Annotated in this window: 26 protein-coding genes and 1 pseudogene; 4 read left to right on the top strand and 23 right to left on the bottom strand. The window is 38.1% G+C overall.

The genetic code is table 11. From position 1 onward, the window contains the following. Positions 1 to 136: 136 nt before the first annotated feature. Entirely contained in the window at positions 137 to 823 is a 687-nt protein-coding gene (locus tag NXS10_RS00215) for a YoaK family protein (protein ID WP_259136415.1), read from the top strand. 87 nt (positions 824 to 910) lie between these two features. Here the strand turns inward: NXS10_RS00215 and yihA are convergent, their stop codons facing one another. From yihA to NXS10_RS00190, 5 genes are all read right to left on the bottom strand, one after another. Continuing rightward, a complete protein-coding gene (yihA, locus tag NXS10_RS00210; RefSeq protein ID WP_259136414.1) occupies positions 911 to 1,507 on the bottom strand; it encodes a ribosome biogenesis GTP-binding protein YihA/YsxC in 597 nt (198 codons plus the stop codon). 12 nt (positions 1,508 to 1,519) lie between these two features. Next, positions 1,520 to 2,746 (bottom strand): ATP-dependent Clp protease ATP-binding subunit ClpX, encoded by a 1,227-nt coding sequence (clpX, locus tag NXS10_RS00205; RefSeq protein WP_259136413.1) that lies wholly within the window; start codon positions 2,744 to 2,746, stop codon positions 1,520 to 1,522. A 52-nt stretch (positions 2,747 to 2,798) separates the two neighbouring features. Further along, positions 2,799 to 2,969: a hypothetical protein gene (locus NXS10_RS00200; protein ID WP_259136412.1), complete on the bottom strand. Its 171-nt coding sequence runs from the start codon at positions 2,967 to 2,969 to the stop codon at positions 2,799 to 2,801. Positions 2,970 to 2,971: 2 nt separating this feature from the next. After that, positions 2,972 to 3,478 carry a dihydrofolate reductase gene (locus NXS10_RS00195; protein ID WP_259136410.1) on the bottom strand — a complete coding sequence of 169 codons (507 nt, stop codon included), beginning with the start codon at positions 3,476 to 3,478 and terminating at the stop codon, positions 2,972 to 2,974. Positions 3,479 to 3,558: 80 nt separating this feature from the next. After that, complete coding sequence (locus tag NXS10_RS00190; protein ID WP_259136408.1) at positions 3,559 to 4,398, bottom strand: thymidylate synthase; 840 nt, start codon at positions 4,396 to 4,398, stop codon at positions 3,559 to 3,561. A 159-nt stretch (positions 4,399 to 4,557) separates the two neighbouring features. Between NXS10_RS00190 and NXS10_RS00185 the strand changes: the two genes are divergently transcribed. Both NXS10_RS00185 and NXS10_RS00180 read left to right on the top strand, forming a co-directional pair. Continuing rightward, entirely contained in the window at positions 4,558 to 5,730 is a 1,173-nt protein-coding gene (locus tag NXS10_RS00185; protein WP_259136405.1) for a hydroxymethylglutaryl-CoA synthase, read from the top strand. Beyond that, positions 5,723 to 6,991, top strand: coding sequence for a hydroxymethylglutaryl-CoA reductase, degradative (locus tag NXS10_RS00180; RefSeq protein ID WP_259136402.1), 1,269 nt, complete (start codon positions 5,723 to 5,725; stop codon positions 6,989 to 6,991). Before NXS10_RS00185 ends, NXS10_RS00180 begins: the two co-directional genes overlap by 8 nt. 50 nt (positions 6,992 to 7,041) lie before the next feature. Here the strand turns inward: NXS10_RS00180 and rfbB are convergent, their stop codons facing one another. The 14 genes from rfbB to miaA form a co-directional block, all read right to left on the bottom strand. Then, entirely contained in the window at positions 7,042 to 8,088 is a 1,047-nt protein-coding gene (rfbB, locus tag NXS10_RS00175) for a dTDP-glucose 4,6-dehydratase (RefSeq protein WP_259136399.1), read from the bottom strand. Positions 8,089 to 8,150: 62 nt separating this feature from the next. Further along, the gene (locus NXS10_RS00170) at positions 8,151 to 8,744 is read right to left on the bottom strand and encodes a dTDP-4-dehydrorhamnose 3,5-epimerase family protein (RefSeq protein WP_259136397.1); all 594 of its coding nucleotides are present in this window, start codon (positions 8,742 to 8,744) and stop codon (positions 8,151 to 8,153) included. Continuing rightward, positions 8,741 to 9,613: a glucose-1-phosphate thymidylyltransferase RfbA gene (gene rfbA / locus NXS10_RS00165; protein WP_259136395.1), complete on the bottom strand. Its 873-nt coding sequence runs from the start codon at positions 9,611 to 9,613 to the stop codon at positions 8,741 to 8,743. The genes NXS10_RS00170 and rfbA overlap by 4 nt, the downstream gene beginning before the upstream one ends. A gap of 395 nt (positions 9,614 to 10,008) precedes the next feature. Then, on the bottom strand, positions 10,009 to 10,797 hold the full coding sequence (locus tag NXS10_RS00160) for a Nif3-like dinuclear metal center hexameric protein (RefSeq protein WP_259136393.1): 789 nt from the start codon (positions 10,795 to 10,797) through the stop codon (positions 10,009 to 10,011). Further along, positions 10,794 to 11,471 carry a tRNA (adenine(22)-N(1))-methyltransferase gene (locus NXS10_RS00155; RefSeq protein WP_259136391.1) on the bottom strand — a complete coding sequence of 226 codons (678 nt, stop codon included), beginning with the start codon at positions 11,469 to 11,471 and terminating at the stop codon, positions 10,794 to 10,796. Before NXS10_RS00155 ends, NXS10_RS00160 begins: the two co-directional genes overlap by 4 nt. Before the next feature lie 182 nt (positions 11,472 to 11,653). Next, positions 11,654 to 12,343 (bottom strand): DnaD domain-containing protein, encoded by a 690-nt coding sequence (locus NXS10_RS00150; RefSeq protein WP_259136389.1) that lies wholly within the window; start codon positions 12,341 to 12,343, stop codon positions 11,654 to 11,656. 9 nt (positions 12,344 to 12,352) lie between these two features. Next, positions 12,353 to 13,297 (bottom strand): homoserine O-acetyltransferase MetA, encoded by a 945-nt coding sequence (metA, locus tag NXS10_RS00145; protein ID WP_259136387.1) that lies wholly within the window; start codon positions 13,295 to 13,297, stop codon positions 12,353 to 12,355. A gap of 108 nt (positions 13,298 to 13,405) precedes the next feature. Further along, a complete protein-coding gene (locus NXS10_RS00140) occupies positions 13,406 to 13,918 on the bottom strand; it encodes an adenine phosphoribosyltransferase (protein ID WP_259136385.1) in 513 nt (170 codons plus the stop codon). Between the two features lie 119 nt (positions 13,919 to 14,037). Next, positions 14,038 to 16,257, bottom strand: coding sequence for a single-stranded-DNA-specific exonuclease RecJ (gene recJ / locus NXS10_RS00135; protein WP_259136384.1), 2,220 nt, complete (start codon positions 16,255 to 16,257; stop codon positions 14,038 to 14,040). Next, positions 16,254 to 17,018, bottom strand: a complete 765-nt coding sequence (locus NXS10_RS00130; protein WP_259136383.1) for an SDR family NAD(P)-dependent oxidoreductase — start codon at positions 17,016 to 17,018, stop codon at positions 16,254 to 16,256. Before NXS10_RS00130 ends, recJ begins: the two co-directional genes overlap by 4 nt. Beyond that, a complete protein-coding gene (gene rnz, locus NXS10_RS00125; RefSeq protein WP_259136382.1) occupies positions 17,018 to 17,947 on the bottom strand; it encodes a ribonuclease Z in 930 nt (309 codons plus the stop codon). Before rnz ends, NXS10_RS00130 begins: the two co-directional genes overlap by 1 nt. A gap of 2 nt (positions 17,948 to 17,949) precedes the next feature. Continuing rightward, positions 17,950 to 18,594: an HIT family protein gene (locus tag NXS10_RS00120; protein WP_259136381.1), complete on the bottom strand. Its 645-nt coding sequence runs from the start codon at positions 18,592 to 18,594 to the stop codon at positions 17,950 to 17,952. Continuing rightward, positions 18,587 to 19,825 carry a GTPase HflX gene (hflX, locus tag NXS10_RS00115; RefSeq protein ID WP_259136380.1) on the bottom strand — a complete coding sequence of 413 codons (1,239 nt, stop codon included), beginning with the start codon at positions 19,823 to 19,825 and terminating at the stop codon, positions 18,587 to 18,589. Before hflX ends, NXS10_RS00120 begins: the two co-directional genes overlap by 8 nt. A 62-nt stretch (positions 19,826 to 19,887) precedes the next feature. Further along, positions 19,888 to 20,772 carry a tRNA (adenosine(37)-N6)-dimethylallyltransferase MiaA gene (miaA, locus tag NXS10_RS00110; protein WP_259136379.1) on the bottom strand — a complete coding sequence of 295 codons (885 nt, stop codon included), beginning with the start codon at positions 20,770 to 20,772 and terminating at the stop codon, positions 19,888 to 19,890. A 118-nt stretch (positions 20,773 to 20,890) separates the two neighbouring features. Here miaA and NXS10_RS00105 point away from each other — a divergent pair, with 118 nt between their 5' ends. Further along, positions 20,891 to 21,067, top strand: coding sequence for a DUF3042 family protein (locus tag NXS10_RS00105; RefSeq protein ID WP_259136378.1), 177 nt, complete (start codon positions 20,891 to 20,893; stop codon positions 21,065 to 21,067). 60 nt (positions 21,068 to 21,127) lie between these two features. Here the strand turns inward: NXS10_RS00105 and uvrC are convergent, their stop codons facing one another. The 4 genes and pseudogenes from uvrC to NXS10_RS00085 all read right to left on the bottom strand — a co-directional run bounded on the left by uvrC (position 21,128) and on the right by NXS10_RS00085 (position 25,635). Next, positions 21,128 to 22,906, bottom strand: a complete 1,779-nt coding sequence (uvrC, locus tag NXS10_RS00100; RefSeq protein ID WP_259136376.1) for an excinuclease ABC subunit UvrC — start codon at positions 22,904 to 22,906, stop codon at positions 21,128 to 21,130. A 165-nt stretch (positions 22,907 to 23,071) separates the two neighbouring features. Next, a pseudogene (locus NXS10_RS00095) lies at positions 23,072 to 23,936 on the bottom strand (Rgg/GadR/MutR family transcriptional regulator). A 219-nt stretch (positions 23,937 to 24,155) separates the two neighbouring features. Beyond that, on the bottom strand, positions 24,156 to 24,902 hold the full coding sequence (locus NXS10_RS00090) for an ABC transporter permease (protein WP_259136375.1): 747 nt from the start codon (positions 24,900 to 24,902) through the stop codon (positions 24,156 to 24,158). After that, the gene (locus NXS10_RS00085) at positions 24,895 to 25,635 is read right to left on the bottom strand and encodes an ABC transporter permease (RefSeq protein ID WP_259136374.1); all 741 of its coding nucleotides are present in this window, start codon (positions 25,633 to 25,635) and stop codon (positions 24,895 to 24,897) included. The genes NXS10_RS00090 and NXS10_RS00085 overlap by 8 nt, the downstream gene beginning before the upstream one ends. Between the last annotated feature and the right edge of the window lie 2 nt (positions 25,636 to 25,637).

The raw sequence follows: 25,637 nt of genomic DNA, 5'->3' as shown, positions 1-25,637 counted from the left end.
GATTGCCATCATTATACAAAAAGTCTTTTTAATTTGTCAAGAGTTTTTTCGAATTTTCTAAAAATAATCTCTTATTTTTTATCTGTGTCATTTATCAAAAAGTGGTACAATAATGAATGTCCAAAGGAGGAGAATCATGCTGAATCTCAAATACATGCCTCAGCACAATCGTTTTAATGCTATTTTACTCGGATTTATGGGTGGAGCTTTAGATGTTTACTGTCACATGCAATTTGACTCTCTAGTAGCTACACAGACCGGAAATATTTTGCTACTTGTTGCAGATTGGGATGATAGCTCCTTATCACAAAGTATTCTACGTTTGCTTTCTATTTTCTTTTTTTCCATTGGTTTTATCCTTGCTACCATCATCAAAAAAAGGGCTAAAACTGCTTATTGGCGCACTTATTGTATTTTGCCTTTACTCATGAGTTCTGCTGTCTTGCCCTTTTTTCCAAAAGTGCCAATCTTCTGGATTATACTACTTGCGACAACTACTGGTATATTGACCCTTACCTTTACAGATAGTCATATTGAATCACATGCCTATACCATTTTGATGACATCTGGTAATTATCGGAAAATGCTAAGCAGCTGGTATCAGTATCTAACCACTCGAGACAAAACACCAGAGCTCAAAAGACAAGCAACGAATTATAGTCTTGTAGTCTCAAGCTTTGTTCTCGGTGCTATTAGCGTTTCTTTAGTGAATAATGTTCTTCATGAAAAAGCATTGTGGCTAGTTACACTTAGTCTAGCGTGTGTTTGCTATCACTATACTAGCATCGTTATTCGCTACAAGCTCAAATATAGCAATATTTAAAAAGATTGGGATTGCCCAATCTTTTATTATCGTTCCTTAAATCTATAGACAACGAAGCTAAAAACAATGAGCTTCATAACCTACTACTCATATATTTTCTAAAATAGTGTCCCAAGCCTCATCAATACCGATACGCTCAACAGACGAAAAGATAAGAAAGGCATCACTAGCATCAAAACCTATACTATTTTTGATGATGCTTTCATGCTTGTTCCACTTTCCACGTGGAACCTTATCAGCCTTAGTTGCAACGACGATGACCGAAATATCGTAATATTTCAGAAACTCATACATCTGTTTATCGTCACTACTTGGCTCATGACGAAAATCAATAAGACTCACTACCATACGCAGATTTTCACGTGTTACGAGATATTCTTCAATCATCTTTCCCCATCTCGCTCGCTCTTTTTTAGACACTTTAGCATAACCATAACCTGGAACATCGACAAAACGCAGTTTATCATCAATATTATAAAAATTAAGCAATTGTGTTTTTCCAGGTTTACTAGAAGTACGAGCTAAATTTTTACGTCCCAACAATGTATTGATAAAACTAGATTTGCCAACGTTGGAGCGTCCTGCAAGCGCCACTTCTGGGAGATTATCCTTTGGATAATGAGACTGATTGGCAGCACTTAACAAAATCGAAGCATTGTGTGTATTGAGATATTCTTCAGCCATGATACCTCCTTACTAGGCAGTCTCAAGGATAGGTTTATCTGTACCTTCAACGGCTGCTTTAGTAATCCTAACCTTTACCACGCCTTCTTCACTTGGTACTTCAAACATGACATCAAGCATCGTCTCTTCAATGATAGAGCGAAGCCCACGCGCACCTGTCTTACGTGCGATAGCCTTATCCGCTATAGCTTTTAAAGCATCCTCATCAAAGTTAAGCTCTACCCCATCATAGGATAGGAGGGTTTGATATTGTTTGACCAAGGCATTGCGTGGCTCTGTCAAGATACGGACTAAATCCTCAGCGTTCAAACGCTCAAGTGCAGCCACTACTGGCAAACGCCCAATAAATTCTGGAATAAGTCCAAACTTTTGAATATCTTCAGAAATAATTTCTTGCATATACGAACTGTCATCGTCAATCTTGCGACTTGTTTGTCCAAAACCGATTACTTTTTCACCAAGACGTTGCTTAACAATGTCCTCAATCCCATCAAAAGCACCACCAACGATAAAGAGGATATTTTTGGTATCAATCTGAATCATCTCCTGATTAGGATGTTTGCGTCCGCCTTGTGGTGGTACACTAGCTACGGTACCTTCAATGATTTTTAACAGTGCCTGTTGGACGCCCTCACCTGAGACATCTCTGGTAATAGAGACATTTTCCCCTTTTTTAGCGATTTTATCAATCTCATCAACATAGATAATCCCACGTTCAGCACGTTCAACATTAAAGTCAGCTGCTTGAATAAGTTTTAAGAGGATATTTTCCACATCTTCACCTACATAACCAGCCTCAGTTAGCGAAGTGGCATCTGCAATCGCAAAAGGTACGTTGAGACTTTTAGCCAAAGTTTGGGCTAAAAAGGTCTTTCCTGACCCAGTTGGTCCAATCATAAGGATATTTGACTTTTGCAAATCAACATCTTCGTCATTACGACTTTCTGTAAAGCTGATACGCTTATAATGATTGTAAACAGCAACGGCAAGGGCACGTTTAGAACGGTCTTGACCAACAACATATTGGTTTAAAATATCCAAAAGTTCTTTTGGTTTTGGAACCTCTGCTAAATCCTCTAACACCTCTTCTGCTAGTTCTTCACGGATAATTTCCTGAGAAAGATCTACACATTCATTGCAGATAAATACATTATTTCCTGCAATCATTTTCTTGACCTCATCCTGACTTTTTCCACAGAATGAGCAGTAAACTTTTGCATCGTTATTTCGTCCAGCCATTAGTTCTCCTAAATGTTTGTTTTTATTATATGTTTTTAGCTAAAAATAGCCTCTAAAATAAAGTCCCAGAAAAGGCATGTATCGTATTAACAAGGTTGGTAAAGGTATTTAACAAAAAAATAATCCCCAAACCATAACGTCTTTTCTTAAAAGCAGGAATTGCTAAAACTAAGCATATCACAGCTAAAAGAGCGCTCAACAAGCCTAGTACACTTTTCTCCATAGTTACCTCTCATCTTTACTATCATAATATTCTATCGTAAAAGCATAGGCATTTTTCTCATCTTTATCAAAGGTTTTCGTTGCAGTTTTCACAAAAGAACGCTGTGACAAGTCTGGAAAGTAAGTGTCTCCTGTAAAGTTACCATGAACAACTGTTTTGATGATTTTAGCATAATGACCATCAAAGGAAGCATAGACTTTAGCTCCACCTATGATATAAAGAGGCTTATTTTGATTATGAAACCAAGTAAGCGCCTCTTCTACACTGTGGACAACAGTAACCCCCTTAGCCGTATAGGTAGAGTCAGTCGTTAAAACTAACGTCTCACGTCCAGGAAGAGGGCGTTTCTTCATTCCCTCAAAAGTCACACGTCCCATAAGCAATGCTCCATCTAAAGTTGTTTTCTTAAAATGGTTGAGCTCTTTGGGCAAATGCCATGGCAATTTACCGTCATTTCCGATGAGACCATGCTCATCCTCAGCCCATAAAGCCACTATATTGCGTGTCATCTCGTCTCCTCCTCATCCTCCATCATTGTAACAAAAAGCGCCAAAAAATGCTGAGATAAAGGTAGACGCTTTATTTACCTTTAGATTGCTAAATCAAAATATAGCTGTGGCTTAACAGGTGCATAATCCACCAACTCAAAATCTTCTGGTCTGATTTTAAAAAAGTCAGTCCCATCAGGAATATTTAATATTAAATGTGGCTGACAGTGACTTGGCTTTCTACGTAAAAGCTCCTTAGCCTGTTCAAATTGATTATCATAGATATGCAGATTATTCACAAAGTAAAAGAACTTACCAACTTTCCAGCCAAAGTGTTTAGCAATCATCATTTGAAGGGCGACATACTGCATGGCATTGATATGGTGAGAGACTAGCATGTCATTTGAGCGCTGGGTCAGAGTCGCATCCAAGTAAATATCACCATTGACACGCCGAACATCATACATGGTCTGAAATGCACAAGGTAACAATCCTTCTGTCTCCTCAAAGGCTTCGTAATCCCAGAGAGAGATGACATTGCGACGATTCCACGGATTATCATCCAACTGCTTGAGAATTTTTCTGATAATATCGTGTTTTTTAACAACAGCACCATACCGTTGACCAATAGTACCAGTATTAGCAACTTCCCACTCGTTCCAATATTTAACGTTGTACTTATCGTTTAACAAGGCCAAGTCATTTGACTGGTCTTGATAAATCCAAAAAATCTCACGAATAGCATTTTTTATAGGGATAGGGCGAAGTGTTGTAATGGGAAATTCTCCCTTACTCAAATCGTATTCTGCAAAGCTACCTGTAATATATTTTGAATTTGCTTGTCCTCCAGATTGGTAGACAGGACGAGCTTTTTCAGAAAACACTCCTTCCTCCATAATAGTTCTAATATTCTCTTTAAAAATCTTATCCGCTTTTGTCATGGTATTCCTCCAAAAGTTCATTCTACCAAAAAAGAGCTTTTACCGCTACTATAAAACTCATCTTCAAAAGTTTGCTATTTTTTAAAGTACGACTTATAGTCGGTTTTATGTTAAAATGTTGAATGGAACGATAACATTACTTGTAAGAAAGGGAACACTATGACTATCGGAATTGATAAAATCGGTTTTGCAACCGGTCGCTATCGCCTTGATATGGAAAATTTAGCTCAAAGTCGTGGGGTGGATGCTGATAAATTTAGCAAAGGGTTACTCCTTGATGCCTTGAGTATCACACCCATCACAGATGATATTGTCACATTAGGTGCTAGCGCTGCAAACAGTATTTTAACTGAAGATGACAAGGCTATGATTGATATGATTATTGTTGCAACAGAATCTAGCATTGACCAAAGTAAAGCAGCTGCTGTTTATATTCACAAACTGCTAGGCATTCAGCCTTTTGCCCGTAGCCTTGAGTTCAAGGAAGCTTGCTATAGTGCGACAGCGGCTCTCAATTATGCTAAACTGCATGTGGAAAAACACAAAAAAGCAAAAGTATTGGTGATTGCTTCAGATATTGCTAAATATGGTATTAATACACCTGGCGAACCTACACAGGGATCAGGTAGTGTTGCCATGCTTGTCAGCCAAAATCCACGCCTTTTAGAGATTCATGATGACAATGTCGCACAGACACGTGATATTATGGATTTTTGGCGTCCAAATTACAGTACGACACCTTTTGTTGATGGCATGTACTCAACCAAGCAATACCTCGATATGTTGAAAACGACTTGGGCAGAATACCAAAAACGTTCTGGCAAAACTTTAGCTGATTTTAGTGCGTTTTGCTTTCATCTTCCTTTTCCAAAATTAGCTCTCAAAGGACTCCATAAAATCATGGACAAACGGCTACCTGACCGTAAAAAAGAGACTTTAAAAGCCAACTTTGACGCTTCCATCATCTATAGTCGCCAAATCGGTAATATCTATACTGGTTCTCTCTTTCTAGGCTTACTCTCACTTTTAGAAAATAGTAACTCTTTACAAGGTGGTGAACAAATTGCTCTCTTTAGTTATGGAAGTGGAGCAGTTGCTGAAATATTTAGCGCTACCCTTGTCAGTGATTTTAAAAAACAGCTACAAACCAATCGCAAAGAACAACTAAATCAGAGACAAAGCATCTCTGTAGCTGATTATGAAAAACTTTTCTTTGAAGAAGCAACTCTTGATGCTTTTGGAAATGCCAACTTTGCTAATTACGCAACAAATGACTTCTATCTTTCTGCCATCAAAGAACACCAACGTATTTACGAGGCAAAACATGGATAAAACAAGAATTAACTGGGGTGAATTTGCCAAAAAAACACCAAAAGAACGTCTCCACTTTTTGGAAAACCTAAATTTATCCGAAGACAGTCTAACAACTTTAAAACTTCAAAAAATGCTTTCTCTTGATATTGCCAATCAAATGGTAGAAAATGTCATTGCAAGGCAAGCTCTGCCTTTTTCCGTGGTTCCTGATGTTTTAGTAGATGGAACTGTTTATCGTGTTCCCTTTGTCACCGAGGAACCCTCTGTCGTCGCTGCAGCTAGCTTTGCAAACAAGATTATTAAGCGCTCTGGAGGCTTTAAAACCTATCAAGAAAAACGGCAGATGATTGGACAGGTCGCACTATATGAAGTTGGTGACAAAGAACAAGCGACAAGAGCTATTCTTGATAAAAAGAAAAAGATCCTAGATTTAGCCAATAGTGCTTATCCGTCCATTGTCAAGCGTGGAGGTGGAGCTTGCGATTTGACTGTAGAAGAAAAGGGCGATTTTCTCATTGTCTACCTCTTTATTGATACTAAAGAAGCTATGGGAGCCAACATGGTCAATACCATGATGGAAGCACTTGTTCCTACACTTAAAGAGCTTAGCAATGGCAAAGCACTCATGGCTATTCTCTCTAACTACGCAACACACTCTCTTGTGACAAGTACGTGTCAAATCCCTCTTCGTTGCCTCAGTCGTCATCCTGAAGAAGCACTTGTTTTCGCACAAAAAATAACACTCGCTAGCCAACTAGCACAAGTTGACCCTTACCGAGCAAGTACACACAATAAAGGTATTTTTAACGGTATCGATGCTGTTGTATTAGCTACTGGAAATGATTGGCGTGCTATTGAAGCAGCTGGACACACCTACGCTAGCCACAAAGGAAATTACCAAGGATTATCTTCTTGGAGATACAATTCCTCCACCAAAACGATTGATGGAACAATAACTCTGCCTATGCCTATCGCTACCAAGGGAGGATCTATTGGACTCAATCCTAGTACAAGACTAGCTCATGATTTACTAGGAAATCCCCAAGCTAAGATTTTGGCAGCTATCACCACTTCTATCGGTTTAGCACAAAATTTCGCCGCGCTAAAAGCACTTACTGGCACAGGTATCCAAGCAGGTCATATGAAACTTCAAGCAAAATCGCTGGCGCTCCTTGCTGGTGCGAAAGAAAGTCAAGTCACATCACTTGTCAAAGAACTACTCAAACAACCTACTATGAATTTATCTCTTGCTAAACAGCTTTTAAAAGATAAACACTAAACAGACTAATAACAAAAAATCTATCATGAAAACACATGATAGATTTTTTATTACTTAATAATTTTTTGTGTCTTAGCGTAGTTAGCCTCGACTGTTTCTTTCTCAGATTGCCACCAGTCTTTATGATCTGTGTACCATTTGATGGTTTTCTCAAGCCCTTGCTCAAAGTTTGTAAACTCTGGCTTCCAACCAAGTTCCTCACGTAACTTAGTCGAATCGATGGCATAACGTAAATCATGACCAGCACGGTCTGTCACATGATCGTAAGCATTCTTTGGCTGTCCCATTTTCTCAAGAATAAGTTCAAGCACTTCTTTGTTATTCTTTTCACCATCTGCTCCAATGAGATAAGTTTCACCGATACGCCCCTTGGTCAAAATCGCCCAAACGCCTGATGAATGATCGTTTGTATGAATCCAGTCACGCACATTTTTACCTTCACCGTAGAGTTTTGGCTTGATACCACTCAATATGTTAGTTATCTGACGTGGAATGAATTTTTCAATATGCTGGTAAGGACCGTAGTTATTTGAACAATTGGAAATGGTAGCCTTAACACCAAATGAACGAACCCATGCCTTGACAATCAAGTCTGATGCTGCCTTAGTTGATGAATAAGGAGAACTTGGATTGTACTTAGTTTCTGCTGTAAATTTTTCACCTAGACCTTCACCATGACCTGGCAAGTCTTCACGTAGTGGCAAATCACCGTAAACCTCATCTGTAGAAACATGATGGAAACGAATATCATACTTACGTGCCGCCTCCAAAAGAGTGTACGTTCCCACAAAATTGGTATAGATAAAAGGACTTGGATCATTTAATGAATTGTCATTATGGCTCTCAGCAGCATAGTGAACGATAGCATCTGCCCTAGCAGCTAATCTATCCACCAACTCACTATCAGCAATATCGCCTACAACTAACTCCACACGATCACCTAAGATATCTGCAATATTTGCTCGATTTCCAGCATAGGTGAGCTTATCTAAGACCGTCACATGGACATTGGGATGATTATTATAAACATAGTGGACAAAATTTGAGCCAATAAAGCCCGCACCACCTGTCACGATAATATTTTTGTAGTCTGACATGATTACTCCTGTTGTATTTTATATATCATATTCGTCTTAAAATGACGTATATCAAGGTCATTTTACAAATCTTCTTTACGTAAAGGTTTAACATCTTTCAGTAAAGGATGTTTTTTATCTGCTTCTGATACCTCTGCTTCTTCAAGATTGCTCCATTTAATATCTAGACTTGGATCTGCATAATTAACAAAAGCATACTTAGGCTTAAGCTCAAGCGCCCAGTAGTCATTAACCAGATAGCTATAAGCTACTTTGTCAGAGAGCACTTGAAAACCATTTGCCACACCACGAGGGACAAAAATCCCTTTACTGGCATCAATAATAGTTTGGTAGGTATGTCCAAAAGTGCCTCCCTCACGCAAGTCTACCCAAGTCCCTAGAACCTTACCTTCATCTGCGACAGAGATGTACTTATCCCAAGGTTCAGCATGAAGTCCACGTAGTACATTTTTACGTGAAAAGCTGACATTGTTTTGCAATTTGCCTTCGGCAAAGAAAGACTCTGGAAAACCTAGCGGTAGCATTTTTTCCTTTTGGAAATTTTCTTTGAACCAACCACGGTTATCTCCATGAACAGGAATATCAAACTCCAACATACCAGGAACAGCTTCTATTTTTTTAACAGCAAGAGACTTACCGAAAAATTGATCTGTCATTTATCTTCTCCAATCAAACGAAGCAAATATTGTCCATATTCATTCTTCTTCAGGGGTTGAGCTAACTCAAACATCTGCTCCTTAGTGATATAGCCCATACGATAGGCAATTTCCTCTAAGTTAGCCACCTGAACATTTTGCATACGTTGGACTGTTTCAATATATTGAGCTGCTTCAAGCAAGCTCTCATGTGTACCAGTATCCAACCACGCAAAGCCACGCCCCATCAGCTCTACGGACAAATCACCACGCTCTAGATAAACCTTATTGACATCTGTGATTTCAAGCTCACCACGAGGACTTGGCTTGATATTTTTGGCAATTTCAACCACATCATTATCATAGAAATAAAGACCTGTCACTGCATAGTTTGACTTTGGTTGTTCTGGTTTTTCTTCGATAGAGATGGCATTCATATTTTCATCAAACTCAACGACACCAAAGCGCTCTGGATCCTTAACTTGATAACCAAAGACAGTTGCGCCTTTTTTCTTACTTTCAGCACGTTGAAGCATTTTTGAAAGTCCTGGTCCGTGGTAGATATTATCCCCTAAGATAAGGGCAACGCTATCATCCCCAATAAACTCTTCACCGATGATAAAGGCTTGTGCCAAACCATCTGGACTAGGTTGCTCTGCATAAGACAGAGAAATTCCAAACTCAGATCCATCACCAAGAAGATCTTCAAAGCGTGGCAAATCCTGAGGGGTTGAGATAATCAAAATGTCTTTGATACCTGCCAACATCAAAGTAGATAGTGGATAGTAAATCATTGGCTTGTCATAGACAGGCATGAGCTGTTTAGAGGCTGCACGAGTCAAAGGGTAGAGACGCGTTCCAGATCCTCCTGCTAAAATAATACCTTTCATAGGATTTTTCCTTTCTTATTCGTCCTCTTTATTTTATCATTTTTTAAAGACGCTGTCACCCTTAATCTTGTAATCTTAGCTAACTGATGGCCAGACAAAGGAGCTATAGTTAGACCTGTTGAACCTAAATCACTGACCATACCATATGGATGGGAAAACTCTCCAAAAAGACGAAAAAACGCTTGTATATGCTTTAATACCGATACGTTCTCATATTTCTAATGCTTCATTCCATTTTGAAAACTAAGGACTGATAATTTCCGTTGTAGTTCTAGTTGCTTGGCCAATGTTCTCATCAAAAACAAGCACCTCAATATCTGCTACTTTTGAAAAATGGTAGGTGTCGTCACTCAAACAGCACCTAATGCGACTATTACAACTCGCATAGTACCTCCTCACAAGTGGAAGAAAGGATTCGTATGGGAAGTACTTTCTAAAACTGTCAAATTCCAACCTGATTCTACCTGCCACCGACGCAGTTTTTCAGCTATCTTGGCAATGAAAAGCACCTCGATATGATGACCAGGATCAATGGCTAAAAGCCCATCTGTCAACATTTCTTGAGCTGTATGATAATAAATATCTCCTGTAATAAAGACATCCGCACCAGCAGAAAGAGCATCTTTATAAAAATGTTGCCCACTACCACCACAAATAGCAACTCGACGAATCAGCGTTGTGCTAGGGTGGTAAGCTACCAAGCGGACACTATCTAGTTTGAAAACCGCCTTGACCTTTCTAGCGAGCGTTTGTAAGTCTTGAGCCTCTACTGTTCCTACACGCCCAATACCAAAACCTTCCTCAGTCGGACTAAGGGGACTCGTATCTCTAATATCAAGTAAATCACAAAACCAATCATTGAGTCCATCTGGCACAATGTCAATATTAGTGTGGCTAACATACACTGCAATGTCATGCTTAATCAAATCCAGAAACATCTGATTTTGTGGACCAACCACAAGATTTTTTAATGGACGAAAAATCGGTGCATGTTTAACGATAATGAGATCGACCTGCTTGGCAATAGCTTCTGCGACTGTCTCTTCTCTAATATCAAGTGCCACCATGACAGTCTTGACATCTTTATCTAAAGTTCCTATCTGGAGTCCTGAAATATCTCCTTTCATAGATAACTCTTGTGGGCAGTAAGTCTCGTATTTCTCAATAACTTGACTAGCTTTCACTCCAAAACCTCCTTAATCATCTTGATTCTCTTCACAAGCTGCTGGCGTTCTTTAGACTTATCTAGCGGCACACGATTAAGAGCCTTTTCTAACTTAGTACACTCCAAACGCCATTTTTCATAAAAAATAGCAGAATGCTCTTGTAGAAGATAAGGACCAAAGCGCAACTGACGTTCTGATAAATGCATCGTTCCTTTTTGTGCCTTAATAATTTCGTAAAATTTTCCTTTGTCTTGAACAATAGTCTCTATACAAATCATAAAATGATTGGCAGATAACCAAGCACGAACATCGTCCTCACAATTGTTAGGCTGTAAAATCAAACAATCAACATTAACTAGCTTCTCTTTTCCCTTTTCTAAAATCTCAACAATCAAACGTCCACCCATACCACAAATCGTGACGCAATCCACCTCATCAGAAGACCCAAGCGCATCAAAACCATCAGCTAGACGAACGGCGATATGAGATTGAAGTCGGTGATGGTAAACATTGGAGAGAGCGGATTCATAAGGACCTTTGACTACCTCACCTGCGACAGCAAAATCAATTTTTTTCTCTTTGATAAGTGCAATCGGCAAATACGCATGATCACTACCAATATCTAAGAGATGAACCTTTTTAGGAACGAGATTCGCTATCATTTGTAATCTATCAGATAATTGTACTTTCATCGTTTTTCCTTTAATGTGATGACCTCATTTTATCATCAAATACACAAAAAATAAAGGTCTATCTTTTCTAGCACCACACATTTATACACTGTTGTGGAACTTTCCTCTTTGAAAACCTCCTAGCAAGGACTACCTGTCTAAACGATACTATACTTAAAAGCATCTGGATTTTCCAAATGCTTTCAGTCATCCATCCAGAGGTTGTTAATAGCAGATAAAAAGTCATCTGATATAGGCACTTCTTTGGTTTGTTTATGATTACGCTCATCTAAGCGTTCTTTGACTTGGCGTACAGTTCTCAGGTTATCATGTCGCCAATTGCGTAAGATGGCATTGATGTATTTAAAATTAATTTTACCGTTAAGCACAGCCTCACGTAGCGCTAAGCGTATAACTTCAGGGTCAGTATTGTCCTCATCAATCGTCTTTTGTAACTCTTCAATCTCAAAAGGACTCAAAAAACGTCCAAGTTCGCGTTCAAAGTCTTTAACCAAATCTTTAAAGGCATTGCTAGGTGTTTGAGGTAGACCCTCATCTGCCGCTGTGTCCCTTTTTGTGAGGGTATCTAACTTCTCAAGGGCAGGGCTAGCATCAAAAATCACTTCAATCTCCCCAGCCATATCGATTGTTTTGGTATCTAATAACCCTTGAGTAGTGAGGTTGCTAATCATGCGATTGACATCGCTCAAAGATTTACCAAGAGCACTCGCAATCTGACTTGGTGCCAAATCATCTCGCTTAGTTGTATTTTGCAAAAAAAAGAATTGCCAAACTAAAAATTCCTCGCTTGAGGTGAAAAGTTCACTATAGTGAAACAGTAAACCACTCGGTAAAATAAGGTTACCATAGCGAAAATGCTCTAAATAACTCATAAATCCTCTCTATAAACACGCATAATAAGTATAATCATTGTTTAACTCTTCTAAACGATAAGGGGTTTCTTGATAAACCGCATAATTAATCCAATTACTAAAAAAAGTGGTAGCTGGCAGATTCCAGCACAACTTTGGCACTTGATTTGGATCATCATTTGGAAAATAATGCTTAGGTAACTGTATTTTTTTATGAGATTTAAGATCACGCAGATACTCTTTTTTCAAGGTATCACGATCATACTCCAAATGCCCAAAGCTATAGACCTCTCGCAAATCTTTTGTCGCTAAAATAGACAATCCTACCTCATCTCCTGCAGCCAAAATATCAAGTTGAGACAGTTTTTTGACACTCTCTGTGACCACCTCAGTATATCTTGAATGTGGAGAATTAAAGCAATCATCAAACCCACGCATCAAAGGATTAAGACGATCTAAAACATCTTGATTATAGATACCTGATAGTTTTTGAGACATCAAAACCTTGTCAATACCATAATTATAATAAAGACCAGCCTGCGCTCCCCAACAAAGATGAAGAGTTGAGAAAACATGTTTTTTACTCCATTGGAAAACCTGACAAAGCTCTTGCCAATAGTCAACCTCCTCAAACGCTAACGTCTCAACAGGTGCACCAGTGATAATCAATCCATCATAATAACGACTTTTGATATTATCAAAAGTCTTATAAAACGTTTCTAGATGCTCTGCTTTAGTATTTTTAGAGGTATGTGAGGACATGTAGAGCAAATCAATATTGATTTGCAGTGGGGTATTAGATAGTAGACGCAACAATTGTGTCTCCGTTGCTTCTTTTGTAGGCATGAGATTTAAAATCAATACCTCTAATGGGCGAATATCTTGATGATTAGCACGTTTATCATCCATCATGAAAACATTCTCAGAACGTAAAATATCTAGAGCAGGTAGTGCATTATCAATTTTGATTGGCATGAAAACATCTCCACTTCTGTAATATCGTTACCCTCTATTATAGAATATGAAGATATAGGTTTCAATTATATATTTTCTTGAATTAGATATAGTTATATTCTATACCTATCAATAGTGCAACAAGACTTTACAATCGTAGTCGCCAATAGCGTCACGTCCTTTGAGATCATCTAGTTCGATAAGAAAGGCACAACCTGCAACAACTCCACCCAAGCGCTCAATCATCTCAATCGTTGCCTTGACCGTACCTCCAGTCGCTAAAAGATCATCCACGATGAGCACACGCTGACCAACTTTGATAGCATCAGCATGTATCGTCAGTGTATCCATACCGTACTCTTTTTCGTAGTCAGCTGAGATAACTTTACGTGGCAATTTACCAGGTTTACGCACTGGAGCAAAACCAACACCAAGTTCATAGGCGACAGGACAGCCAATAATAAAACCACGAGCTTCAGGACCTACAATCATATCAATCTCTTTATCTGTTGCATATTGCACAATCTCACGAACAGCGTAGCTATAAGCGTTTCCATCAGCCATCAATGGGCTAATATCTCGAAATACAATCCCTTTTTGAGGATAGTCCTCAATAGAGGCAATGTAATTTTTTAAATCCATTTCCTTGCTTTCTAGGCTTTTACCAAAATATTTTTGCTCTTTATTATATCATAAACTGAGGCATTCGTACATGAAAAATATATTTCTATCACTAATTGAATACTTTTCTCATTCAGGTATTATTCTGTTTTTTTCTCTGTATCACTTGTCAAATAATCGTAAATTTCCTTTGGAGTTGCAAGCGCCATCATTTCTTGAAAGATAACTTGTTTTTTTAAATTTTGATAAATAACACTCTCTGAAATATCACGATTTTGAGCTTCTTTGTTGAGCATCATCACACCATCAGTAATCGTCACAAACTGTAATTCCTCGAAGATTTGAATCATTTTAATGAGTAAAATCTCTGGAATATTGAGATAACGACTGAGTTCATCAAGCTTATAGCGCACATCAAACTCAGGGAATTGATAAACGGTCTTATAAAGTTTTGCAAACTGATCACGTGTACCAAATCCTGTTAGATAGTAAGGCTTAGCAATAGCATTTTTAAAATAAATCGCTTCAAAGCGATGTTGACACAATAGCTGGCGCAATTTCTCTTCAGTCTCTGGCACTGTTTTCACTGCAACGAGTAGGCTATTGGGATTGTCAAAAATATCTGGGATTTCCTCTGGAATCAAAGCAGTCTTTGATCTACAATCAATCAATTGAAGACCTCTGACACGAGCATCCACCAACATAAGTTGGAGAGTGGTCTTGCCATTCCATTCATTGATAGCTAGTGTCACTGCCAACTCGAGCCCTTGTGCCTGCTGAAAATCAAGCAGATGTCCGCCTTGATGAAAGGCAATAAGGTCATAAGACACACCATCTTGAGAGAGTTTCATCTTGAGGTGTGCATTGTTTTGCCCCATCGTTCTTGCCTGCTCTACCGCTATATCCTTTAACCAAAAGATTGGTTTGGGATTGTCCATTCCAAAAGGAGCGAGGGTATTGATATTGCGGAGAAGCTCTAAGTTAAGTTCTCCTAAGCGAAGATTAACATCTAACTGCAAGTTTTTTTTATGAGACATGTCCAGATGATGAGATGAGATATAGTCAATCAATTCTTCTTCTAGAGAATTTAGCTTATCAACTTCCAGTGTCATCCCAGCAGCTCCACTATGACCACCAAATGCAAGAAAAAGATCGCGGTGACTATTAAGAGCTGAAAAAATATCCAGTGCCTCAACACTTCTAGCGCTTCCCTTAGCTCTACCGTCATCAATAGCAAGAACAATAACAGGCTGTGCGATTTTTTCTAAAATACGCCCCGCAACGATACCCAAAACACCTGGATGCCAATCTTCTTTAGCCAATATTTGAACAGGTTTTGACAAATCCACCATGTCCATCGCTTCATCGTATATTCTCTGCACAAGCGCTTTTCGTTCTTCATTTTTAGCGTGAACCATTTCGGCGATAGCAACAACTTCTTCGTCATCAAAGCTAGTCAAAAGAGCGATAGCAGGATTTGGATCGTCAAGACGCCCTAAAGCGTTCAATTGTGGTGCAATTTGAAAACCAATAGTCTCTTCATCTACCTCCCCTAAATCAATAGAAGACTGCCTTAGAAGTTCTTGTAATCCAATACGTTCAGTTGTTTTCATCACTTGTAAGCCCATAGCAACCAACTGACGATTTTCATCAGTTAAACTCACCATATCTGCAATCGTTCCTATCGCAACCAGATCTAACAACTCTTCTGGCACCATCTCTAAAAGAGCGCATGCAAGCTTAAAAGCAACCCCACACCCCGCTAGATAAGGAAACGGATAATTGCTATCTGGATGTTCAGGGTGGACAATAGCGTACGCATCAGGTAACTCTTCTGGTAAGCTATGGTGATCTGTGACAATCACATCTACGCCTTGTTCATTGGCATAAGAAATAGCCTCATGTCCAGCGACACCATTATCAACTGTCAAGATAAGCGAAACACTCTGTTGTTCAATGAAATACTGATAAACACTCTGATTAGGTCCATAACCATCTGTAAAACGATTTGGCAAATACACCTGCACCTCAGCACCCAGCATTTCAAGTGCTTCTTTAGCAATAGAAGCCGATGTCATCCCATCAGCGTCATAATCACCATAAACGAGAATCTGCTCTCCACTTTCAATAGCTAAACGCAAACGGCTCACTGCCTTATCCATGTCATGAAGGAGATAGGGATCGTGCAGTTTTGAAATATCATATGTTAAAAAATTGAGCAATTTTTCCTCAGTATCAATCCCACGATTGTAGAGAAACTGGCTGGTCATACCGTCAAGATTATGCGCTTTTGCTAATTCTAAAAATGCTTCATCAGGCACTTGAGGGTTAAAAGTCCACTCGTATGTTGCTGAAATCATTTGAAATTAAAGACCTTTCTACTTAAAAAATCAGCTGTTTTAGGAAAGAGTGTGTAAGCCTTATATGCAAAGTTAAGTAACAAAGGCAAGTTAACCTCACGCTTATTTTTGCCAAGGATAGAAATAATCTTAGTTGCCACCATCTCAGGGCTAAGCACAAATCGTTCAACACTCTTCAGATAATGACCTGACGGATCTGCTGTATCAAAAAAGTCTGTGCGTATGGGACCCGGATTGACTGTTGTCACATAAACCTGTTTATCCGCTAACTCTAGTCGTAAACTATTTGAAAAACCAATCACAGCAAACTTACTCGCTGAATAAATCGAAGTTTTACTCGTTGCTATCAATCCTGACATGCTAGCGACATTGACAATATGACCATGTCCAGCCTTTGCCATTCTCTCACCAACAAGACGAGAAAAGAGCATAACAGCAAAAGTATTGACCGCAAACATATCTCGAATCTCAGCATCGGTATAAGTATCATAAGACTTAAAAGAGCCAAAACCAGCGTTATTGATAAGAATATCAATATGCCCAAAGCGCTGATAGATTTTCTCTATAAGCTGTGCTACTTCTTTTTCATCTGTGATATCACACGTATAAAATACTGTCTGTTGTCTCTTACCATAGAGTTTTTCTAATTTTTTACGGTCTCTTCCTAATAAAATCAATTGATCACTGCTAGAAAGCTGAGAAACTATAGCCTGTGCTAAGCCACCGCTAGCGCCTGTTATCAGAATCACTCTTTCGGTCATTAAATCGTAACCTCCTCCAAATCTTTAACAATATGTGCTTGTGAAAAAATAGTCTTAGCAGCTATTTCTAACTGTCTACAATCTCGTCCCAAAAAGCGAGCGCTGATGTGATTTAAAAGTAAGCGTTTGGCCGATGCTAGTTTAGCGACTTCTGCTGCTTGAATGACAGTTGAATGTCCATGTGCTTTCGCTATTTTTTCATCACCCTTTCCATAAGTGGACTCATGAACCAAAACATCTGCTCCCAAAGCTAGACGCACGCTGGCATCAGTCTTTCTAGTATCTCCTAAAATAGTAATGACCTTACCTTTACGCGGTTCAGAGATATAGTCTTTAGCGATAATAGGACGACCATCCTCTAATGTTATATTTTCACCATTTTTGATTTTACCAAATAAAGGACCAAACGGTACACCAGCTGCTTTTAATGCCTCAGCATCTAAAGTTCCTTCTAAATCTTTTTGTACGATACGGTAACCGATACAAAAAATGGTATGATCAAGTTTCTCACTATAAACAGTAAATTTCTCTGTTTCTAAAATTTTGCCCAATCTATCTTGGGTCAATTCATAAAAATGAATATGATACGGCAATCGCACTCCTGACTGACGCAAACTGGTAAGAACATAATTTTTAATCCCTGCTGGTCCATAAATATCGATATCTGTCTGCTCTTCATTTGCTTGAAAAGCTCTGCTAGACAAAAAGCCGGGTAAACCAAAGATATGATCCCCGTGTAAATGCGTAATGAAAATCTTGCGAATCTTGCGTGGCTTGATAGTTGTCTCTAAAATCTGATGTTGCGTCCCTTCGCCACAATCAAACATCCAAATTTCATTGATTTCGTCCTGAAGCTTAAGTACTAAGCTCGAGACATTACGAGACTTAGAGGGCTGCCCTGCCCCTGTTCCCAAAAATTGGATTTCCATGTTCAATCCTTTCTATTTTCAATATAAAGTGTAGCTTGTTTACCGTCTGACTGATAGTAGCGTTGACCTTCATAAACTTTTGCCAAATCCAAAAGTTCTTCGTGATTAAAGCTTGTGATTCTTATCACATCATTCTCTAAGCGTGATACTTGCCCCAAAAGACAGTCTTTTGGGGTTTCATCTAATAAGATACGTTCAGAAAAAGTTTTCTCTCGCATCATAATTTTATTCTCTACCGTATAAACCACATAGTGTGGAAAGAGATGCGCTATCTCTAATAAAACAGACGTTGAAATTGGCTCATCGGTTTCTGAAAATACTTGTGCTAGCTCTTTATCTGACATATAGGCAAAACCATAGGACTTTCCAGATAGATTCAGACGCACAAAGGGTTTTACCTCTAAAAAACTGGGCTGCTCAATAAAAAGGTGAAACGCCTTTGATAACTCAAAATAGTAATTTGTTGCCGCCTTTGGTGATTGCTTTTGGTAAATCTCTGCAAAGTAAGCATTAATCACGCTTGGTGGAGGGGTGATTAACGTTAGTTTATCATCATCTGATAAACGTTCCAAACAGTTTGTTAAATAAACCCTATCTAGGCTAGTAAAACCTCCATAACGTAGTGCCAAATCAATATAATCAACCATAAAATCTCTCCAACCTCCATTTGTTTTTGGGAGCAATGTAACCCGAGAGTTCCCCAACATCTTGTGCCATATCAAAAGAATCGATCAACGCTACCTTTTGTAGCGAATACAATTTATGGAGTTCACTTGATTTGACTTTGATAGCAAAAGGCTCAAATTGTTCACGGATTTGGTCTACAATCAATCGACGCAACACATGCTTACTATCCTTAGCTTTAGCAGACAGACGAATATTTGGAAAAGCCGTTGCGTTTAAGCTGTCTGCTATATCCATTTTATTGTAAATGGCTAGACGAGGAATGTTCGACATTCCTAACTCATCAAGGAGATTGCAAACGACCTTTTCCTGCTCAGCATGATTGCTATCACTTGCATCAATCACATGTAACAGCAAATCCACATGCCTACTTTCTTCCAACGTTGACTTAAAAGCAGCTACCAGCTCTGTTGGCAAATCTTGAATAAAGCCAACTGTATCAGTTAGTGTTGCTTGAAAATGTTCTGCTAGATAGATCTGTTTTGTTGTCGCGTCAAGAGTGGCAAAAAGCACGTCAGCTTCATATTGCTGATTATCCGTTAACACATTCATAATAGTAGATTTTCCAGCATTGGTATAACCAATCAAACCAATCTTAAAAACCTCATCATCCAAACGTTTTTCACGACTAGTTTCACGATTTTTAGCTACTTGCCTGAGTTGACGCTCAATATCTACAATTTGATGATGAATGGAGCGACGATTGAGCTCAAGCTGACTTTCACCAGGACCACGACTGCCAATACCACCTGCTTGACGACTTAGCATAATACCTTGACCCACCAGCCTAGGAAGCATGTACTTCAACTGTGCTAAATGAACCTGTAACTTTCCCTCGTGACTACGAGCTCGCATAGCAAAAATGTCTAAAATCAATTGCATACGGTCAATTACTTTGATACCAAGTACTTGTTCGAGATTACTATTTTGTCGTGGTGTTAGACGATTATTAACAACCACAGTGTCAATGGATTCTCTCTCAACCATCTCGGAAACTTCTTGAAGCTTTCCCGAACCGATAAAGCTTTTGCTATCGTAGCAATCCCGTTTTTGAACAAAACTAGCAATGACTTTTGCACCTGCAGTCGTTGCAAGACTAGCCAACTCATCCATTGACATCTCACTGCTTTCTTGTTCAGGTAATGTAACACCTAACAATAACACTCGTTCTTGTTCTTCTTGTGTCTCAAACATAGCCTCACCTCCCCATGTACCTTTCATTATAGCATATTTCAACTATTTAAGTTAGTTCAATATTAGTTTTCTAAAAAACCATGCACAGCATTTAAAATAGCTTCATGCGTTTCATCATCACTGATATTATAGAAATCTACCGCCATCCGATTACGAAACCAAGTCAGCTGACGTTTAGCAAAACGGCGTGTATTTTGCTTTAGCTTATCAAGCGCTTCGTCCCAGCTGACAACTCCCTCAAAATAAGGGAACAATTCCTTATAACCAATAGCACGACTAGCTTGAACATGAGGATAAGTCTGATAGAGCCATCTAGCTTCCTCTACCAGACCATCTTTAACCATTTGGTCTACTCGATTGTTGATGCGTTTGTAAAGTTTCTCACGTTCGTCATTTAATCCAATAATAAGGACATCATAATCTGGCGTTTGATTTTCCATATCCATTCCAAAGCGAGCAAGTTCCAAAGCACGTATGACACGTCTACGATTTGACAACGGTAGAGAAATACCGTAAACATTCATTTCCTTTTTCAAAAGCAAATTTGACAGTTTTTCTAGCTCTCTTCGGTATGCAAGTATCGCTTTTTGATCTCCTTTTCCACCCAAGTGATAACCTTCAAGCAGACTCTGCAGATACAGACCTGTTCCACCAACAATAATTGGCACACGACCACGATTCGCAATATCCGTAATAGCCTTTGTTGCTTCTTTAACAAAATCAAAAGCAGAATAAGTCTCAAAGACCTCTCTAACATCAATCAAGTGATGAATAGCTAAAGCACGCTCCATTTCACTCGCTTTTGCCGTTCCAATATCAAGCTGTCTATAAACTTGCTGACTATCTCCGCTAATAATCTCACCATCAAATATCTGTGCCAACTCCACACCGAGCGCCGTCTTACCCACAGCCGTCGGTCCTACAACACAAATTAATTTTTGAGACATAACTTCCGTCCTTTTTCATTTTTTACTTGCTATTTTTACAAGCATAGGTTACTATATATTATAACATAGAAGCTGAGAGGAAAACCTTTCTGCACCAATAACTTGAAGGAGAATGATTATGGCTAAAAAATTTGCATTTGCTAAGGGTGTTATTACAGGTGTTGCTGCTACTGCTGCCACCGTTGCAGGAGCTATCTATGCTGTCAAAAAAGCAATCATCGAACCTGAAGAGGAAAAAGCAGCTTTCATTGAAGAAAATCGTAAAAAGGCAGCTCGTAAACGTATAGCTCACTAATAAATAAAAACCGCTCTAGAGCGGTTTTTATTTATTAGTCTATCATTTATAAAACAATGACTATTCTTTTGAACATAAGGTAGTAAGGATATTTTCAGCAACAGTGCGTGGAATACCACAATTGATAATCTCATCAATACTCGCCTTTTGGATATTGGTTAGATTTTTGAAATGCTTCATTAATAGTTGTTTACGCTTAGGTCCAAGTCCTATGATACCATCTAGCTTGGATGAAAAGGAATTTTTAGAACGTACTTGACGGTGAAAAGTAATAGCAAAGCGATGAACCTCATCTTGGATACGTTGCAATAAAAAAAATTCCTCAGACTGCCTTGGTAAAGATACAACTTGCAAAGGATTCCCAAAAAGCAACTCATGCGTTTGGTGCTTATCATTTTTTTGCAAACCAGCAATAGGAATAGCTAAACCAAGTTGTTTTTCAATCACTTCTTTTGCAACATTGACCTGCCCTTGTCCACCATCAATCACGATAAAATCTGGCGGTGTTAATCCATCTTTGATAACACGACTGTATCTGCGATAAATGACCTCACGCATGCTAGCATAATCGTCTGATCCTACCACCGTCTTAATCTTAAACTTACGATAGTCTTTTTTACTCGGCTTACCGTTTACAAAAACGACCATAGCAGAAACTGGACTGGTCCCTTGGATATTAGAATTATCAAAAGCCTCAATGCGAATAGGCGTTGGAATATCAAGTAAATGACCCAGATTTTCTATAGCGCCATGGGTTTTGCGGATATCTTTTTCCAACAAATCAAACTTTTGCTGGAGGCTGACCCTAGCATTCTTAGCTGCTAGATTAACCAGTTGCTTTTTCTCGCCACGCTGAGGCTTGATGACCTTACTATTGACCAAAACCTGTACCAAGTCTAGATCGATATCCCTTGGAATGAAAACTTCCTTTGGCAAGAGGTGTTTTTTATCCTGATAAAATTGACCAATATAGGTCAAAAAGTCCTCCTCAGGTTCATTGTAATAGGGAAACATATTCACATCACGCTGAATGAGCTTCCCGTTTCGCACAAAGAAAACCTGCACACACATCCACCCCTTGTCCACAGCATAACCGAAAATATCACGGTCTTTCATATCTTGGTGAATAACACGTTGCTTGGTTCGCAAAACGCCAATAGCTTCTATCAAATCTCGATATTCCGCTGCACGCTCAAATTGCATCTGAGTGGCTGCCGATTGCATTTTGTCGCGTAAACCATCCACAATTTTATTATCTTTTCCATTAAGGAAATATTTAACGTCTTCTTTTAAGCCATCCCAATAAGCCTTATCCGTATGGCAGATAGTATGAGCATGACACTGCCCTAGATGATAATAAAAGCAAACTTTATTGGCCGGATTCGTACATTTTTTAAAGGGAAAGAGACGGTCTAACAAACGCTTAATTTCCGTTGCTGCACCTGAGTCGGGGTAGGGCCCAAAATAAAGCCCATCATTTTTCTTAACCTGACGTGTAATGAGTAGTCTTGGATATACCTCATTTGTAATCTTGATATAAGGATAGGACTTATCATCTTTAAGTTTAATGTTATACTTTGGCATATTTTCCTGAATGAGATTAATCTCCAGTAACAATGCCTCCGTATTGGAACCTGTGACAATATACTCAAAATCCTCAATTTCAGACACCAAGAGCTCGGTCTTAGTATTATGACTACCATGAAAATAAGAGCGTACACGATTTTTTAAATTTTTAGCCTTGCCAACATAAATAATCGTTCCATTTTTATCCTTATGAAGATAACAACCTGGACTATCTGGTAAAAGCTCTAATTTATGCTTAATCACTTCATTCATGCTTTTATTATACCAAATTCCACACAAAATACAGAAAAAAGAGGAGAGACCAACTCACCTCTTTTAATCTCCTTTTCATCTTGACGACTTTATAGATTGAATTTGCTAAATGGACAATCTCTATACCATCATAAACTGGGGCTGGCTCATCATTAAGATGTCAATTCATTGATCGTTAATAATCTGTTCTAAGTTAGTTCTTAAAAACATCACTAAAGTAGGGTTATCCAGCTGTTCAATTAAATGAATATAATCTTCAACATCAGATAAATCTGCTGCCCCATCTTCTATATAACGAATAACTTTCTTTAAAAAGTTTAAAACAACTCTAGCAAACATATCTTGATAAGTTAACATTTTCTCAAGGCTATTAATGAAATAGGAAGCATAGTAAAAGTCTTGATGTTCAACTAACACCAAAATTAAATTTATTAAAACTAACTCAGCCCGTTTTTTATGTTCTGAAAGTTCCTTATATAATTTATCTCGCTCCATAAAAGCCTTGCCCAAAAAAATCAAGTCCTCATCAGATAAAATAAATAAAGTATTTCCAAAAAGATAGAGCTCATACTCAGTCCACTCTTCAATCGCATAGAGATAGGAAGTCAGGAACTCCCTTTCTTCATTCGTAATTTCAAAACTCGGCTCCAATGAATGTATTGCAGATTTAAGCACTAGTTTATTTAACTGGTGATAAACTTCATAAGTCTCTCGAGATTGATAGTTCTTCAAAAGCTCCTTCAAACCTTCAACGTCCCTTTTTGCTTGAAAGTTTACTAGTTGATTCCCAATTTTAAATAAATCAGGTTCTTGATATTGTGTTAATGCATAACCAAACTCTGAAAAAGTCATGTGAATCCCTTGGATGGCAATAAGTAATTTATCAGCAGCTAGCATCGTTTGTCCATTTTCAAATTTTGATAATTGTGAAACTGATAAATTTTCTCTCGCTACGTCTTTTAATTTCAGACCACGTGCAAGCCTTAACTCCTTGAAAAGTTCCCCCTAGCTCTAACGATTTTTTTAGCATACAGAAGTCCTCATCTTTACTTTTATACTATGATAATAACATAAAACTCAGAACTTTTCTAGATTTGTCGTTGCTTCTAAAACCCTCTTCTATATCTGATACATAGTGTATGTGAACTAGCGTAAGAAAATACTGATGTTATACCCTGACACAATAAGCAAGAAAAAGCTTAATACAAAGAACTCCTGAAAACTTTAAAAAGAGGCCCCTATCAATCCACTAAAAATGATACTTCCTTTTCATTGTAATTCTAGAAAGGAAAAATCCAATTACCATCCACACCAGATTAGTAATCAGGAAAAAAACAAATTCAGAAAAGGACATGTTTTCATATGCACGCACCCTCATTCCAACAGCAATCTGTGAGTAAGGATATAGATTAAAAATCCCAGGTCCCATTAACAGAGCTACAAAGTTACCCAATCCTAAAATTAATGCAAAAATTAGTGATGTAAATCGACTAAACCTAATAGACACGAAGAATTGTAGAGCAATAATAGAAAGACTACCTCCCCACCCTAGTAAGCCCCACCAAATAAAAGTAAAGGGATTTACATGAGATATTGGAAAATGAGCTAAGCAAGCAATTAAGTAATATAAGATAATCAATATAATTTGACTCAGCAGTGAATAAAAAGAAGCAGTAACAACTTTAGCAATGAGAAGCCTACTTCCCTTTATTGGAAGTAGCGATGACAGATGCCAACTATTTTGTTCCAACTCCTGATACCAAACAGCATTGACAATAATAGCAATCAATAATGGGAAAAATAACTGAGCATAAAATAAGCCAATCTCACCCCACAAAGCTAGCCATTGTGTCTGGTCTTTACTAAACACTTGCTGATTCATGAAATATAGAAAAGATCCAAGAAAAATAGCAACAATAATAAAGCAACATAAGATAATTGGGAGATAAGTATGTTGTTGCTTTTTGAGCTCCCATTTAATTAACCGACTATTCATGAATAATCCTTTCTTTAAACACTAACCAGATTGAAATAATTAGAAGTAGTAGATGAATAATGAGCACTAAACTGAAATAAAGTTGATAATTAGTTAAAGGGTGTATCCCACTATCATTAATAGTATAAGGGTTTAAAGTTGAAAGATATTCCCAAGGAATAAAAATAGTAATCTGCTTTGACAATAGCCCTGAAGTTAACATACTTAAGAAGCTTCCAGCAAGTCCAATAACAATCGGTATAATTGGAGACTCAATGACAAAGGAAAACAACAGCTGTATCAGTAACATTGTTCCGCTTCCTAACAGCATAGCAACAACAAATAGGATTAGTTCATTATGATTAACGCTCGTATGATAGTACTTGCTAGAGAAAATTGTAAAAATGAGTTGGCAAGCAAATCCGATAAAAAGGATTAAGAGCCCAAGGATATATTTACTTAGAAATAAGCCAATCTCATTTCCACCATTGGTAAATAAAACGCTAAACATGCGGTTTTTTCTATCAATCATTACCATTCTAGAAGCAAGTAAGGCTACACTAAAGGGAATGATTAGATTATTAATAGTATATAGGTTAAAGACTAGGGTCTGGAAAATATTAGATGAATTTTTGTTAATTTGAATATTATTACTAACAGAACACCAGTAGATTGAAAATAAAAATAAACCTAAAATTGGTAGCCAAAGGCGATTTCGATTATACTTTTTAATTTCACTGCATAGTTGTTTCATGA

The organism is Streptococcus sciuri, assembly GCF_024814375.1.
Taxonomy (GTDB): Bacteria; Bacillota; Bacilli; order Lactobacillales; family Streptococcaceae; genus Streptococcus; species Streptococcus sciuri.
Note: the sequence above shows the minus strand (reverse complement) of the source record. Positions and strands in the feature narration are given on the sequence as shown.